Origin of the sequence: Natrarchaeobius halalkaliphilus, from assembly GCF_003841485.1 — an archaeon.
Taxonomy (GTDB): domain Archaea; phylum Halobacteriota; class Halobacteria; order Halobacteriales; family Natrialbaceae; genus Natrarchaeobius; species Natrarchaeobius halalkaliphilus.
In genome coordinates this window covers 442,026-457,546 of the sequence record NZ_REFY01000004.1, presented here as the reverse complement: position 1 = coordinate 457,546, position 15,521 = coordinate 442,026, and the positions used below count along the sequence as shown (strand labels likewise).

Genomic DNA, 15,521 nt, shown 5'->3' with positions numbered 1-15,521 from the left:
ACGGAGAGACGGATCCGGCCGACGCTCCGGCAGTATATAAGTCCACGCGGTGAGAACCCTCGTTCGATGACGACGCTTTCGATCACCGGCGGACGGGTGTTACTTCCCTCCGGGACGGTCACGAACGCGGACGTACTGGTCGACCAGGACAGCGGTCTGATCCTCGAGATCGGGGACGACCTCGCGGGCGACGAACCGCTCGACGCCTCGGGGTCGCTCGTCACGCCCGGCTTCGTTAACGGCCACTGCCACGTCGCGATGACGCTGTTGCGCGGCTACGCCGACGACAAACCCCTCGAGTCCTGGCTCCGCGAGGATATCTGGCCCGCCGAGGCCGAACTGAATCCGGGAGATATCCGCGTCGGCACCGAACTCGGCTTGCTCGAGATGATCAAATCCGGCACGACGGCGTTCGCGGACATGTACTTCGAGGTTCCGGAGATCGCCGCCGCGGTCGAGCAAGCGGGACTTCGCGCACGACTCGGCCACGGCGTGATCTCCGTCGCGAAAGACGACGAGGCCGCGCGCGAGGACGCACGGACGGGCCTCGAGGTGGCTCGAGAGTACGACGGCGCGGCCGACGGGCGAATCTCGACGGCGTTTATGCCCCACTCGCTGACGACCGTCGACGGCGAGTACCTCGCGGAGTTCGTCCCGGAGGCGCGCGAACTCGACGTTCCGGTCCACTACCACGCAAACGAGACGACCGACGAGGTCGATCCGATCGTCGACGAACACGGCGTTCGTCCGCTCGCCTACGCCGCAGAGAAGGGGATGCTCGAGCCCGGGGATTTCGTTGCCCACGGCGTCCACCTCGACGAAAGCGAGATCACCGCCCTGGCCGAGGCGGGGACCAGCGTGATCCACTGTCCCGCATCGAACATGAAGCTCGCGAGCGGGATGACACCCGTCCAGCGGCTGCTCGAGGCCGGCGTCACCGTCGGGCTGGGAACCGACGGCGCAGCCTCGAACAACGATCTCTCGATGCTCGACGAGGCCCGCGACGCCGCGATGATCGGCAAGCTGGCGGCCGATGACGCGAGCGCCGTTCCCGCGAGCGCCGTCGTCGAGATGATGACTCGGGGAAGCGCCGAGGCGATCGGCCTCGATTCCGGTCGACTCGAGGCGGGTGCTCCCGCCGATCTCGCGGTGATCGACGTCGACCGGCCGCATCTGACGCCGCATCACGACCTCGTGAGCCACCTCGCGTACGCCGCGGCGGCGGCCGACGTACGACACACCGTCTGTGACGGACGAGTCCTCATGCGCGATCGCGAGGTCAAAACGCTCGATGAGCCGTCGGTTCTCGAACGAGCGAGTCGGACGGCGGCGTCACTCGTCGACCGCGCCGACGATTGAAGACGCTATTTCCGTGCCGGATGAACGATTCCTAAACGCTCTGTACGGTCGGTAAACCGTAAAAACGATTCTGGCACCGTTTCTCTGTGAACAAACCGTCGAGAACTGCTGCCGGGGTTTATTCACCGTATTCTGAATGTCTCGACCGGATGACGAGGAAGACACTACTCGCGGCGATACTGGCCGCAGCGATGATCCTGTCCGCGTTCGCCCCGCTGGGCGTCGCGGCAGCGAACAGTGACGAACCCACCGACGAGCTGTCGCTGGTGGTCTCCGGGGACGGAGTCGTCACGGTAACGGCAAACGAGAGTCCGATCGAAAACGTGACCGTCGGAGTCTCGACAGATGACAACGAATCTTACGCGGGAACGGGCGAGTACTCGACCGACGTGAACGGAACGGTCGAACTCCCCGAGTCGAACGAGTCGGTTACGGTGACGATCACCGCTTCGACCTCGACCGATACCGTCGAGGCGACGGCCACGCTCGAGCCGGCCGACGAGAACGATGAGATCGACGACGGAGACGACGCTCCGTTCGGATCGCTCGTCTCCGCCTACGTCGACGAACAGCGAAACGAATCGAGCGGCCCGCTCGGCGTGCTGGTCGCGAACTTCGTTCTCGAGAACAACCCCGGAAACGCGTCCGATCACGCCGGTCCGCCGGACCACGCTGGTGGTCAGTCGAGCGATGACGAACACGATCAGGGACCACCGGATCACGCTGGTGGTCCGTCCGATGACGACGAACACGATCGGGGACCACCGGACCACGCTGGTGGTCCGTCCGATGACGACGACGGCGGACCGCCCGGTCAGGCCGGCCCACCGTAGCACCGACGACCTCTCATCCCACGTCTCGAGGGTCGACGCCGGTGGACGCGACGAACGACGTGTGTCAGAGGCACGGACCGTCCCCGGCGTCGAAGACGAGACCCCACGAACCACCCCGAACCGGCCGCTCGGACTCCGCTGGCGCATTCTCTCGAATCGGCCGAACGATCGTCGCGACGATCGATCCCCGGCGGGAATTCGCGGGTCCACTCGAATCGATGGACAGTTCGGACGACGAACCACCGCGTTCTCGGGGCCCGAACTCGAGGCGTGAGCGGCTTTTCTCGACACCGGTTCGGTAGCCTGTGGGTTCGGTGCGGTGGGCACTGTGGGATCGCTTCGGTAGCGTTTTGGCGGCGGTCCCTCTCTATCGATGTATGACCGACAGTTCGTATCCACCGATCAGCGAACAGCTGGACGATCTGGACGAGGCTCGAACGAAGGGCCGCCGGAAGATGGACTGGGCTGCCCAGCACATGCCGATCCTGGAACACGTTCGCGAGGAGTTCCTCGCGGACCAGCCCTTCGAGGGCGAGCGGATCGCGATGGCGATGCACGTCGAAGCGAAGACCGCGATCCTCGTCGAAACGCTTGCGGAGGGCGGCGCGGAAGTCGCCGTCACCGGCTGCAACCCACTGTCGACGCACGACGACGTGAGCGCGGCCCTCGACACACACGAGAGTATCACCAGTTACGCCAAACGCGGCGTCAACGACGAAGCGTACTACGACGCCATCGAGGCCGTCATCGCCCACGAGCCGACCGTAACGGTCGACGACGGGATGGACCTCGTCGCGGCGATCCACGAGGAGTACCCCGAGCTGATCGACGGCATCGTCGGGGGTGCAGAGGAGACCACGACCGGCGTTCACCGACTGCGCGCGATGGACGACGACGGCGCACTCGAGTATCCCGTCTTCGCGGTCAACGACACACCGATGAAACGACTGTTCGACAACGTTCACGGCACCGGCGAATCCTCGCTGGCGTCGATCGCCATGACTACGAACCTCTCGTGGGCCGGCAAGAACGTCGTCGTCGCCGGCTTTGGCTACTGCGGCAAGGGTGTCGCCCGGAAGGCGTCGGGTCAGAACGCGAACGTCGTCGTCACCGAGGTCGAGCCGCGACGAGCGCTCGAGGCACACATGGAGGGCTACGACGTGATGCCGATGGCCGAGGCCGCCGAGATCGGCGACGTCTTCCTCACGACGACGGGCAACCGCGACGTCGTCGTCCGCGAGCACTTCGAGGAGATGCAAGACGGCGTCCTGCTCGCGAACGCGGGCCACTTCGACATCGAGATCGATCTGGAGGCCCTCGACGACCTCGCGGTCGACCGCTACGAGGCCCGCGACGGTGTCGAAGCCTACGAGATGGCCGACGGCCGACGGCTCAACGTCGTTGCCGAGGGTCGACTGGTCAATCTCGCCGCCCCCGTCTCGCTCGGCCATCCCGTCGAGGTGATGGACCAGTCCTTCGGCGTTCAGGCCGTCTGCGTGCGCGAGATGCTCGAGAACAGCGACGCGTACGACGCGGGCGTCCACGACGTCCCGGACGAACTCGACGAGGAGATCGCCGAGATCAAACTCGCAGCCGAGGGCGTCGAGTTCGATTCGTTGACCGAGACCCAGCGCGAGTACATGGGTAGCTGGGATCACGGAACGTAGGACGAAAACGAACGGCCGTCGTCAGTACCGATTGACGGCGAATCGGCCGTTACGCTCAACTCGAGCGGCCGTAATAGTCGGGTATTCAATGTGTTTCTCGCCAGACGACGCGAGTCACGACGGCGACCATCCGATCGCGCCGCTTCTCGAGCGATCCCGGATCGATTCCGACGCCGAACTCGAGATCGCCGTCTCCGTCTCCGGAACCGCCGACATCGAGGAGAACGAACTCGACGTCTTTCTCGGAACGGATCGCGTCGATCCCGGCGGGCGGATCGAACTGGGGGTGTTCGTCTCCGGCACCGGTCGCGTCACCGAGAACGACCTGAGCGTGTTCTACGACGGTGACGAACTGATCGATCTCGAGGACCCGGGCGTCGTTCGCCGAAATTCGGGACCCGGATCGGCCGAGTCAACGGAGGCAACGGCCGACGCGGGCATCGAGGCCGTTCGAGCGGGGCAGACTGGAAGACGGATCGACGGCCGCCGGTCGACCCTGTTTCGACGCGACTCGAGCGACGCCGGCGGGGCACTACGGTGGAAACCCCTCGACGGAAACCGGACCGGTGAACCGGCATACCTCCTCGAGATCAACACGCGGAAGGCGACCCCGCCGGGCGAGTACGTGATTCCGGTGGTGTTCACCTACCGCTCCGACAGCGGGATCAGGCAGGTCGAGCGCGTGCCACGGGTCCGCGTGACAACTCGGCGCGAGCGCCTCGAGCCGTGGCTCGCTCGCGGACTGATGGCTGCCGTCGTTCTCGGTGCGTTCGTTGCGTTCGCCGCGTGGGGACCGCTTCTCTGGTTTTGACGAGCGAGAGCGCGTTCGGAGCCTACCGAGCGCCGTCGTTTCGGCTCGAGAGTGAAGTATATTCGTTTGTAATATGCGCCCACAACCGGCTTGAAATTATGATTCGACGAACGCTCTGTTCCGAGATGGTCGCCGCGTGTCTCGGCCTCGCGGGATGTACACTCCCGACGCGGTCGGAACAGTCGACGGAGGTGAACGGATCGGCTGATGCGTCGGGCGAACTGACCGCAGCGTCGACCGACGACGCACGAATCGTCGACTCGAGGGGACCGACGTTCGCCGCGACGCCGCTCGAGGACCTCCCGTCCTACGACGACCGCGATAGCGAGCAGCCGACGGACTGGTACTTCGAGCACCGAGATCGGCCGTTCGTGATAGCGTACTACCAGCCCTGGTGAACGGCGAAATCGTACCAATCGATCTCGTTCGAGCGCTTTCGACTCCCCTCGCGTTCCTCCCGGGGAGCACCGTCCGCTTCGTGCTCGAACTGTCGACTTCCATTGCGGCGTCCGCTCGACGGTGACTTTTTCTTCTCGCGCACACAGTAGCAACAGTATGAACTATCGAGCCGTCGAAACCACGGGCGAGTACGTCGCTCGTCTCGAGACGGGTGCTGACTGGCGCGCGGAGATCGAGTCGCTTGCCGCGGCGGTCGAGGCCGACGCCGCGTGGTTCAGCGCGCTGGGGGCCGTCCAGGACGCGGAGTGTTGGTTCTACGATCAGGACGACTGCGAGTACGACGCCATCGAGTTCGACGAACCGCTCGAGGTCGCAAGCTGCGTCGGGAACGTCTCCTGGCTCGACGGCGACCGGTTCGCACACACCCACGCCGTGCTCTCCGATCCCGAGGGCAACGCGGTCGCAGGCCACCTGAACGAGGCGACGGTCTGGGCCGGCGAAGTCTACATGCGCGTCTTCGAAGAGGCTCTCGAGCGCGAGTACGACGAGACGACCGAACTCGACCTCTGGCTCTGAGATGCGCGAAGAAGACGAACGGTACTTCGATCGGCTCGAATCCGGACTCGAGGAGGCGTTCGACGTCGCAGAGCGGGCCAAAGAACGCGGCGGCGATCCCGAACCCGACGTCGAGATTCCGGTCGCAAAGGACATGGCCGACCGCGTCGAGAACATTCTCGGCATCGACGGCGTCGCAGAGCGCGTTCGCGAACTCGAGGGTGAGATGTCACGCGAGGAGGCCGCCCTCGAGTTGGCGGAGGATTTCGCGGAGGGTCGCGTCGGGGACTACGAGTCGAAAGCCGGCAAGGTCGAAGGGGCCGTCCGAACCGCGGTCGCGCTGCTGACCGAGGGGGTCGTCGCCGCGCCGATCGAGGGGATCGATCGGGTCGAAATTCTGACGAACGACGACGGGACGGAGTTCGTCAACGTCTACTACGCGGGTCCGATTCGCTCTGCGGGCGGGACCGCACAGGCGCTCTCGGTGCTGGTCGCGGATTACACGCGTGCGCTCGTGGGAATCGAGCAATACAGCGTCCGCCAGGAGGAAGTCGAACGCTACGCGGAGGAGATCGCCCTGTACGACAACGAGACCGGTCTCCAGTATACGCCCAAGGCGAAAGAGGCGAAGTTCATCGCCAAACACCTCCCGATCATGCTCGACGGGGAGGCGACCGGTGACGAGGAAGTTTCGGGCTTTCGGGACCTAGATCGGGTGGATACGAACAGCGCCCGCGGCGGCATGTGTCTCGTCCTCGGTGAGGGTATCGCGCTGAAAGCGCCCAAAATTCAGCGCTACACCCGAAATCTCGACGAGATCGACTGGCCCTGGCTACAGGATCTCATCGACGGCAACTACGCCGACGGTGCCGACGCGGAGGACGCGGCCGACGAGGGCGAAACCGAAGTCGGCGAGGAAGACGCAGCCGGCGAGGAGACCGTAGACGAGGACGAATCGTCCGCACCGGTCGACGTCGACTCCGAACCGGTCGACGACTCCGCTGGCCCGCCACGAGCCGAGTCCTCGACGAAGTTCCTTCGAGACCTGATCGCCGGCCGTCCGGTTTTCTCACATCCCAGCGCGAAGGGCGGCTTTCGTCTCCGCTACGGCCGCGCTCGAAACCACGGCTTTGCGACCGGTGGCGTCCATCCCGCCACGATGCATCTGGTCGATGACTTCCTCGCGACCGGGACCCAGATCAAGACCGAGCGGCCGGGAAAGGCCCACGGAATCGTCCCCGTCGACAGCATCGACGGTCCCACGGTCAAGCTGGCGAACGGCGACGTTCGTCGGATCGACGACCCGGAGGAGGCACTCGAGATCAGAAACGGCGTCGAGAAGATCCTCGACGCGGGGGAGTACCTGGTCAACTACGGCGAGTTCGTCGAGAACAACCGTCCGCTCTCGCCGGCGTCGTACGTCTACGAGTGGTGGATCCAGGACGTCGCGGCCGCCGGAGCGGACGTCCAGGCCCTCGAGGACGACCCTCGCATCGACCTCGAGTTCCCCGACGTCGAGGACGCTCTCGAGTGGGCGACGAGCTACGACGCGCCGCTTCATCCCCAGTACACCTACCTCTGGCACGACCTTTCGGTCGAGGCGTTCTGTGACCTCGCGGATGCGACCGCTGCCGGCCGGATCGAAGACGACGACGAGACGCTCGTCCTCGAGTACGAAGAACGGACGCGCGACTCTCTCGAGGCGATCGCGATCGAACACCGCCAGCGACCGGACGAAAACCGGATCGAGATCGACGACTGGCAGGCGTTCGTTCGAGCGCTCGGCTGTGAGCCACGGGAGGCGGTGACCGACGGCGCAGCCGCCGGCTCCGACGATCGAACTCGAGGATCGATCATCGAACTCGAACGAACCTGGTGTCGTGACGATCTCTCCGAGCGCGCGCGAAACTGGGGCCACGAAACGGCCGGCGACAACGCCACCGAGGCGGTCAACGAGATCGCTCCCTTCGCGGTCCGCGAGCGAGCCCCAACTCGCGTTGGAAATCGGATGGGGCGCCCGGAGAAATCCGAGCGACGGGACCTGAGCCCGCCGGTTCACACCCTGTTTCCGATCGGTGAAGCCGGCGGCCAACAGCGAAACGTTGCCGATGCGGCTACGCACGCCGAGACGATGTCCGATACGCCCGGCGTCGTCGAGGTCCAGATCGGCCGAAAGCGCTGTGAGAGCTGTGGAACGGAGACGTTCAAGAACCGCTGTCCAGATTGCGACGAACGGACGACGCCCGACTACCGCTGTCCCGACTGCGACCAGCGCATCGAGCCGGACGAGGCCGGACGCGTCGAGTGTGGCCACTGCGAACGCGAGGCCACCTGCGTCGAGAACCGCGAAATCGACATCCACGAGGAGTACCGCGACGCACTCGAGTCCGTCGGGGAACGCGAGAACGCCTTCGAGATCCTCAAAGGCGTCAAGGGACTGACCTCGGAAACGAAGATCCCCGAGCCGATCGAAAAGGGGATCCTGCGTGCGAAACACGACGTCTCCTCGTTCAAGGACGGCACCGTTCGCTACGACATGACCGATCTCCCGGTGACGTCCGTCCGGGCGAGCGAACTCGACGTCGACGTCGGCCAGCTTCAGGCTCTCGGCTACGAGGCGGATATCCACGACGATCCGCTGACCCACGACGACCAGCTGGTCGAACTCAAGGTTCAGGATATCGTCCTCTCCGACGGCGCAGCCGAGCACATGATGCAGACGGCCGACTTCATCGACGACCTCCTCGAGCAGTACTACGGTCTCGATCCCTTCTATGAAATCGACGACCGGCAGGAACTCGTTGGCGAGTTAGTGTTCGGGATGGCTCCGCACACGAGCGCGGCAACTGTCGGAAGGGTGATTGGTTTCACGAGCGCCGCAGTCGGATACGCTCATCCGTACTTTCACGCCGCGAAACGGCGGAATTGTTTCCACCCGGAGACGACAATCCGCTACAACGATGAATCGGGTAACCGTCGCGAGGAGCCGATCGAGGAATTCGTCGAATCTCGGCTCACGAATCCACGTGAAGACGACTTCGGGACGCTGATTCAGGATCTCGAAGGGACGATCACTGTTCCGTCGATCGAGGACTCCGGACGAGCGATCGAACGGCCGGTCGAGTCGATTTCGAAGCATCCTGCGCCCAACCACCTCGTTCGGATCGAGACTTGCAATGGTCGATCGCTGACCGTAACGCCGGACCACACGATGGTCGCCTGGGACGACGGCCTCGAACGGATCGCCGCGAGTGAACTCGAAACTGGGGATCGGATACCGTTACCGACCGACACCGCTCGAGACGGATCGATCGACGCTGTATCCGGAGTTGTCGATGGTGGCAGTCCGGAGGTTGATATAGTAGAACGAGTCCAGTTCGTCCCGTCAGATGTCGACTACACGTACTGTCTCACGGTTGCGGAGACACACACGCTCATTGCGAACGGCCTGCATACGGCCCAGTGTGACGGAGACGAGGATTGCGTGATGTTGCTCATGGACGGACTGTTGAACTTCTCGCGGTCGTATCTCCCGGACAAGCGCGGCGGCAGCGTCGCGGAGGACTCGCGACTGATCGCCTTCGATCCTCAGGGTAACCTCCGGTTCATGACCTTCGACGAGTTCTGGGACGAACTCGAGGTGCCGATCGAGATCGACGGCAAGTTCCAAAAGAAGACCGCTGCGCTCGAGGGCTGGACGACCTACGCGTTCGACGAGAACCACGAAGCCGAGCCGAAACCCATCGAGAAGGCGATTCGGTACGAGGCCGACGACAGCGAGGAACTGCTGCGAGTCTCGACCCAGTTCGGACGCGAACTTGAGATCACGACCGATCACAGTCTCTTCCGGTACGACGACGGTATCGAGGAGATCGCCGGTTCTGATCTGGAAGAGGGCGACCTGATCGTCGCACCGCAAACGCTCGAGGTCGAACCGATCGAGACGACGATCGACGTGCTCGAGTGCGTCGAAGATCCCTACGTGCTGCTCGACGACGAACACGAAGCGTGGCTGACCGACGTCTGGGACGAGTCGAAACGAGGAAGCGAGACGCGAGTCGCGTTCGACGGTGGGATCTCTTACCGGCTCTCGAAGAAGAAAGTCTGCCGATCGACGCTCGAGGATATCGAGACAGAGCACGGTGAACAACCGCTCCCCGACGACTGTTCGGTCGGGTGGACGGGTTCGTCCGATTGTATCCACCGACATCTCGACGTTGACGAAGACTTCGCGTGGCTCCTTGGGATGTTCGTCGCCGAAGGATCGCTCTCCGGTACTCGACCCGTGATTCACAACGGGGACGAAAAACTCGTCGACCGAGTCGTCGAAACGGGTGAAGCTTCGTTCGGGTGTGAACCGAGCGTTCGCTGGTCGAACAAGGCCTACGAGGTCGCGTTCCCGGCCGTATTCTTCGACGTGCTGTACGAACTCGGGTTCGAAGACTGCGACTCGTACAACTCGAGCGAAAAGATCGTTCCCGACTGCATCCTTCGTGCGGAGAACGACGTCGTACTCGCGTTTCTCCGCGGGTTCATCGCGGGGGACGGTTCAGAGCCGAGCGACGACAACTACACCGGAATCAACTTCCACACGACGAGCGAGGACGTCAAAGACGGGATCGTTTACCTCTGTCATCGCCTCGGACTCGTCGCGAACGTCTCGCGGCGCGAACGCGGCGCTTCACGACAGCCGATCTATACGGTTTCCGTTTCCGGCGGCGCAACTCGGAATCCGCTCGAACAAATCCTTCAGGACAAAGAGCCGTACCAACCCAAGAGTCTCGTGGTTTCTATCCCCGACGAACTGATGGAGATTCGTGAGATGGACATCACGGGGATCACCCGACTCGTTCCAAAATATCTGAAACGACGCGACAACATCTCGCTCGAGAAACTCGAGGAAATAGTCACGGAATTCGACGAGCGAGACCTTCCAGAAGAAGCCGAAGAGAAACTCGAGGCAATCCGTCCGCTGGTCGACGGTGATCTCTCGTACCTCCGGATCACGTCCATCGAACGCGTCGAGTACGACGGTTACCTATACGATCTGCAGGTCGGCGGCGAGCCGATCTTCACCGCTAACTGGCTCTACGCCCATAACTCGATGGACGCGCCGCTGGTCATGTCCTCTCGCATCGATCCGTCCGAAATCGACGACGAGGCGCACAACATGGATATCGTCTCGCAGTACTCCCGGGAGTTCTACGAAGCGACCCTGGAACAGGCCGACCCCGAATCGATCGACATTCAGACCGGGGAGGACACCCTCGGGACCGACGGCGAGTACACCGGCTTTCGGCACACCCACGACACCACCGACATCGCGATGGGACCCGACCTCTCGGCGTACAAGACGCTCGGATCCATGATGGACAAGATGGACGCTCAACTCGAGCTCTCGCGGAAACTCGCGGCGGTCGACGAGACCGACGTCGCCGAGCGGGTTATCGAGTACCACTTCCTGCCGGACCTGATCGGCAATCTGCGGGCCTTCTCGCGCCAGGAAACCCGGTGTCTCGACTGCGGCGAGAAGTTCAGGCGGATGCCCCTGACCGGCGACTGTCGAGAGTGTGGCGGTCGGGTCAATCTCACGGTCCACAAGGGCTCGGTGAACAAGTACATGCAGACGGCGATTCAGGTCGCAGACGAGTACGACTGTCGCGACTACACGAAACAGCGTCTAGAGGTCCTGGAACAGGCCCTCGAGAGTATATTCGAAAACGACAAGAATAAACCCACAAGTCTTGCGGATTTCATGGGTGGTAGCCCCGATAGCAACGACAAATGATGAATATAGATTAGTATTAGTGGATATTATTTATTTCTACTATGGGTTTGAGAGAGTCTGTCGCTTGCTAAGGGACACAATACGATATAGGTCCACAGTCTAAGATTACTATTCATACATATCTTCCTGTATTTGCTCTTGAGTAGCTTGTGCATCGGGTGTATAGACTGTTCCACAATTGGAGCAAGCCTTAGCATTCGGCTCGAGTGGTTGATTACAAACGTGACACACTTCAGGTGTGAATGCTGATTCTTCCTCTGGTTCTCTGATTCCAAAAGCTTCCTCCGCACGTTGAACGTGGTCGTCACCCGATAGATGTGCATAGGTTGATTCCATCACTGTTGAATCAGCCGAGTGTCCGATTAGATATTTGATCGTATCGTCAGGGATATTATAATCACGCTTGGCAATTGTAACGTGATTATGACGCATGGCGTGGGGATGCATCGGTTTTGTAATATTTGTTTTTTCCTTGACCTTTAGCATGACTTGTCTGATAGTCTCCCCGCTAACTGGTTTTGTAGGGTCCGGTCGAGAATATCCCGGTCTAGCTGTAATCAGGTAGTTTTCAGGATTGGAAGGGTCCGGGTGATAATTATTGATCCAATCTTGGACTGTTGCTTTTGCTCCAAGCAGTGGACGATTCCCATTTCGTTCCGTTGCGCCCTTCAGACCGTCTACTTCAGGATTAAGCCGATATGTTCCCTCTTGAGGTTTCACATCCTTGATTCGGATTGTACGCAAAGCTTCGCGCCTTTGGCCGGTGTATAGAAGTAGATCATAAACCAGTAAGTCTCGAGGATTATCAATCACTTCCCGTGCTTCATGAATCTCGTCTTTTGTGAGCATATCGTTTGGCTCAACCGACGTTTCTTCCTTGTCGAATAGCGGGATATCGTTTGGATCAACCCCAAAATCATAAAAACCATAGAATTTCCGAACAGCCGCTTGATATGCTCTTAATGTCCCTTTCTTCAGTCCTTTATCTTGGACATGGGGATGATCCCCTGAATGCATCTTTTGCACATCACGGTTGATATCGTCTGCTTCAGATTCAGTGAGATTCCGATACTGGGCAAAAACCATCAATCGATACAACCACGCCATTAAGGTCTGTGGTGTTCGATGACTCTCACCCTTTGGCTTAGTTACCATCACCTTGTTTTCGTCGTATGCATCAAGCAATTCTCGGATTGCATTACCCGTATCAGGATCGATTTCACCTTTCTCAATATGCCCTTCTAATTTTTCTCGCCTTACTTTTAATTTCGCCCTTGGACTGTTCGCCATAATTGACCTTCATTCTCTCTATTTATATCTCTGTCGGGAATTTAGCAAAGGTCATAATTCGTTCGACAAGAATAAACAATCGGGAATCGAGGACTTCATGTGACTTCTCTCGAGGGTACGCGTGAGGTATCCGAGACGTCACTCGGTACTTCGAAAATCGAAGTATAGGCAGAAACACTTTTTAACGCCAGTATACGGCGTCTTCGGGTTTCCTCACACGGACAACATAGCTTCAACCGGTGCGTTCGAGTTCCGTCGACGTATTCCGATCCGTTCTCTCGCCCCTGCCGGCGACGACTAGTCCTCGTACGTGATCGTTCCCTGAATGGATCCCCGATCTTTGTTCAACGAACCGCCGATCACCACGTCGGCTTCGATCTCCGGGTAGCCCTGCCCGTGACCCATGTTGAGGTCTCCAGCGACCGTCACCGTATCGCCCGACGCGGTCATTTCACCGGTATCGATATCGAGCGATTCGCCCACCGTCACGTCACCGACGGTAACCGCCCATCCGTCGGTCATCCCGAACGCTCCACTCACGTCGATCAGTCCCGTCTCACCGACCGCGAGCGTTCCGCCGTTTGCGGCTACGTCGTCTTCGACGACGATGTCCCCGCTCGTCGACTCGAGTCGGTTTCCGTTCATCTCGAGTGCGCCGTCGACGAGGACGTCACCGTCGATCTCGGTTCGTCCGTTCGACACCTCGAGGTCGTCGCCGACAGAAAGGTCTCCCGCCGTCGTCTCGAGTCGGTTGCCGTTCATGGCGACCGATTCGTCGACGAGAATGTCACCGTCGATCTCGAGCTTTGCGCCCTCGGAGACGGAGAGATCGCCGCCGACGGAGAGATCGCCTCCCGTCGTCGTCAGTTGATTTGCGTTCCAGTGGACCGATCCGTTGACGACGATGTCGCCTTCTGCATCGATCCGGTAGCCGCCCGATACGTCGAGATCGTCGCCGACGGTGAGGGTATCGATTCCGAGATTCGAACCGCCGCCACCACTGAACGACGCATCACCACAGACCTCGATCGCTGCGGCTCCGTCGCCCACTTGCGCGCCACCGGACATCTCGAGTGAGCCGCCGACGACGACGTCCCCGTCGACCGTGGCGCTCCCCTCCAGCGTCACGGAGCCACCGGCGATCAGATCGCCGGCGATCTGAGAATTGCCATCGAGGTCCACGTCCCCGGTGACGTCGACGTTGCCGGCGACGCTTGTACTCCCCGACATCGTGACGTCAAGTTCACCCGAAAGCTCGTCTTCGGAGTCGTTCCCCCGCAGCGAGACCGCCGTTTCGCCGCCGGTGGGACCCAGATCGCAGGCCGGAATCGGATCCGACTCGGCTCGCTGGCACGTCACATCGATGGAACGCGTCGCCGCGACCCGTTCGGTTTCGCCTTCGACCACGATCTCGAGATCGACCGACTCCGTTCGCTCTTCGCCACACGAGATCGTCGCGTACACCGGAATCCGCTGGTTCGGTTCGAACGCGCCCGAGACGAGCGGATCGTCGATATCGAGCGTGATCCCGCCCGTCGAAAGGGTCGATACCGAGACCGTCGTCAAGGTCTCCGAAAAGCCGTTGTATAGCTGGAGTATCCGAACTTCCGATCCGCTCGATGCGGTCGGATCGTAGAGATCGATACCGAGGAGCGCCTCGTCGTCGCTTCGAACCGGCAGGCCGAACGGACGGTTGACGCTCGCAGCATCGAACGCACCGGAGGCACCGACGCCGATCAGCCCGCCGCCGCCGATCAGCGCGAGCGCAGAGCGACGGCTCAGTCCGCTCGATCCCGTTCGATTTCGTCGGTTCTTTCTGGCCATCGTGCTCTTATTCCGCCGCCGGGAAGTCGACGTACGCAACTCGCTCGAGTGCGTCCGTTCCCTGGCGTGAATCGATCTCGATGACTGTCTCGACGACGTGGGCCACCGGGAGATCGACCGTCGCTTCGCGCAGATCGGTTCCCCGTGCGGTGACGCCACCGCCGGGAGTGACGACGCGGTATGGGAACCTGATCTGTCCGGCCGGATCGACCGCAGATCCGTCCTCGTCGTACAGCTCGAGCTCGAGTTCGACGGGGAAGCCGCCGTTGCCCGGCGTGTCCGGATTCCCAACGTTCGAGACGAGAAAGGCGATTCGATCCGTCGGATAGCCGTTCTCGTCGACGAACCCGACGCGCGATACCGCCCCCTTGTTCGCGTTCGCGACCGAAAACCGCTCGAGGAATCCGTCCTCGTTCCCCACGACGGAATCGGATTCGGTCATTCGACCGCTCCAGTCGATCTGACCGACGAGATTGTTCTCGTTGCTCGGGTCGGTAACGACCTGAATCCGGGTTTCGACCGGATCCGGATCGTCGCTCGGTCCGCCGCCCGATCCGCCGCCGCTCGATCCGTCGTCGTCTTCGTCGTCCTCTTCCTCTAGCGCTTCCTCTTCCTTTGTTTCTTCCTCGAGTTCTTCTTCCTCGAGTTCTTCTTCCTCGAGTTCTTCTTCGAGTTCTTCTTCCTCTTCGTCGTCCGACCCACCGTCTTCGTCCGTTTCGTCGTCATCGGATCCCCCGCTTCCTACCGAGTCGTCGTCGTCTTCTTCGTCTTCCTCGTCGTCTTCGCCGTCCGACTCGCTCGTATCACCGCCGTCGATTTCGGTTTCCTCTGCCTCGACCGGGTTGTCGATGCTGGCGACGCGAACCCAGTCGCTCCCGGTACTCTCCTGAGAGCCGAGTTCGAACGCACCACTGGCGATGAAGCCGCTGGCTCCGAATACGATCGTTCCCATCCCGATGAGCGTACTCCGACGCCGTATTGGTGCCATATCGTGT

11 protein-coding genes are annotated in these 15,521 nt (G+C 61.4%); 8 read left to right on the top strand and 3 right to left on the bottom strand.

Annotation, left to right across the window (positions count from 1 at the left end; all coding sequences use genetic code 11):
- Nucleotides 1–66: 66 nt before the first annotated feature.
- From EA462_RS12365 to polC, 8 genes are all read left to right on the top strand, one after another.
- On the top strand, nt 67–1,359 hold the full coding sequence (locus EA462_RS12365; protein ID WP_124178875.1) for an amidohydrolase: 1,293 nt from the start codon (nt 67–69) through the stop codon (nt 1,357–1,359).
- Nucleotides 1,360–1,508: 149 nt separating this feature from the next.
- Entirely contained in the window at nt 1,509–2,192 is a 684-nt protein-coding gene (locus EA462_RS12360; RefSeq protein ID WP_124178874.1) for a hypothetical protein, read from the top strand.
- On the top strand, nt 2,149–2,466 hold the full coding sequence (locus tag EA462_RS12355) for a hypothetical protein (RefSeq protein WP_124178873.1): 318 nt from the start codon (nt 2,149–2,151) through the stop codon (nt 2,464–2,466). Before EA462_RS12360 ends, EA462_RS12355 begins: the two co-directional genes overlap by 44 nt.
- A gap of 103 nt (nt 2,467–2,569) precedes the next feature.
- Nucleotides 2,570–3,859 (top strand): adenosylhomocysteinase, encoded by a 1,290-nt coding sequence (locus EA462_RS12350; RefSeq protein ID WP_124178872.1) that lies wholly within the window; start codon nt 2,570–2,572, stop codon nt 3,857–3,859.
- A gap of 88 nt (nt 3,860–3,947) precedes the next feature.
- Nucleotides 3,948–4,670: a hypothetical protein gene (locus EA462_RS12345; protein ID WP_124178871.1), complete on the top strand. Its 723-nt coding sequence runs from the start codon at nt 3,948–3,950 to the stop codon at nt 4,668–4,670.
- Between the two features lie 98 nt (nt 4,671–4,768).
- On the top strand, nt 4,769–5,068 hold the full coding sequence (locus tag EA462_RS12340) for a hypothetical protein (RefSeq protein WP_124178870.1): 300 nt from the start codon (nt 4,769–4,771) through the stop codon (nt 5,066–5,068).
- A gap of 157 nt (nt 5,069–5,225) precedes the next feature.
- Nucleotides 5,226–5,645 (top strand): PPC domain-containing DNA-binding protein, encoded by a 420-nt coding sequence (locus EA462_RS12335; RefSeq protein ID WP_124178869.1) that lies wholly within the window; start codon nt 5,226–5,228, stop codon nt 5,643–5,645.
- Between the two features lies 1 nt (nt 5,646).
- Nucleotides 5,647–11,412: a DNA polymerase II large subunit gene (polC, locus tag EA462_RS12330; RefSeq protein WP_124178868.1), complete on the top strand. Its 5,766-nt coding sequence runs from the start codon at nt 5,647–5,649 to the stop codon at nt 11,410–11,412.
- Nucleotides 11,413–11,520: 108 nt separating this feature from the next.
- On the opposite strand, the gene EA462_RS12325 is transcribed toward polC, so the two are convergent.
- The 3 genes from EA462_RS12325 to EA462_RS17340 all read right to left on the bottom strand — a co-directional run bounded on the left by EA462_RS12325 (nt 11,521) and on the right by EA462_RS17340 (nt 15,514).
- Entirely contained in the window at nt 11,521–12,702 is a 1,182-nt protein-coding gene (locus tag EA462_RS12325; protein WP_124178867.1) for a tyrosine-type recombinase/integrase, read from the bottom strand.
- 297 nt (nt 12,703–12,999) lie between these two features.
- Nucleotides 13,000–14,526, bottom strand: coding sequence for a hypothetical protein (locus EA462_RS12320; protein WP_124178866.1), 1,527 nt, complete (start codon nt 14,524–14,526; stop codon nt 13,000–13,002).
- 7 nt (nt 14,527–14,533) lie between these two features.
- A complete protein-coding gene (locus tag EA462_RS17340) occupies nt 14,534–15,514 on the bottom strand; it encodes a hypothetical protein (RefSeq protein WP_165872058.1) in 981 nt (326 codons plus the stop codon).
- Between the last annotated feature and the right edge of the window lie 7 nt (nt 15,515–15,521).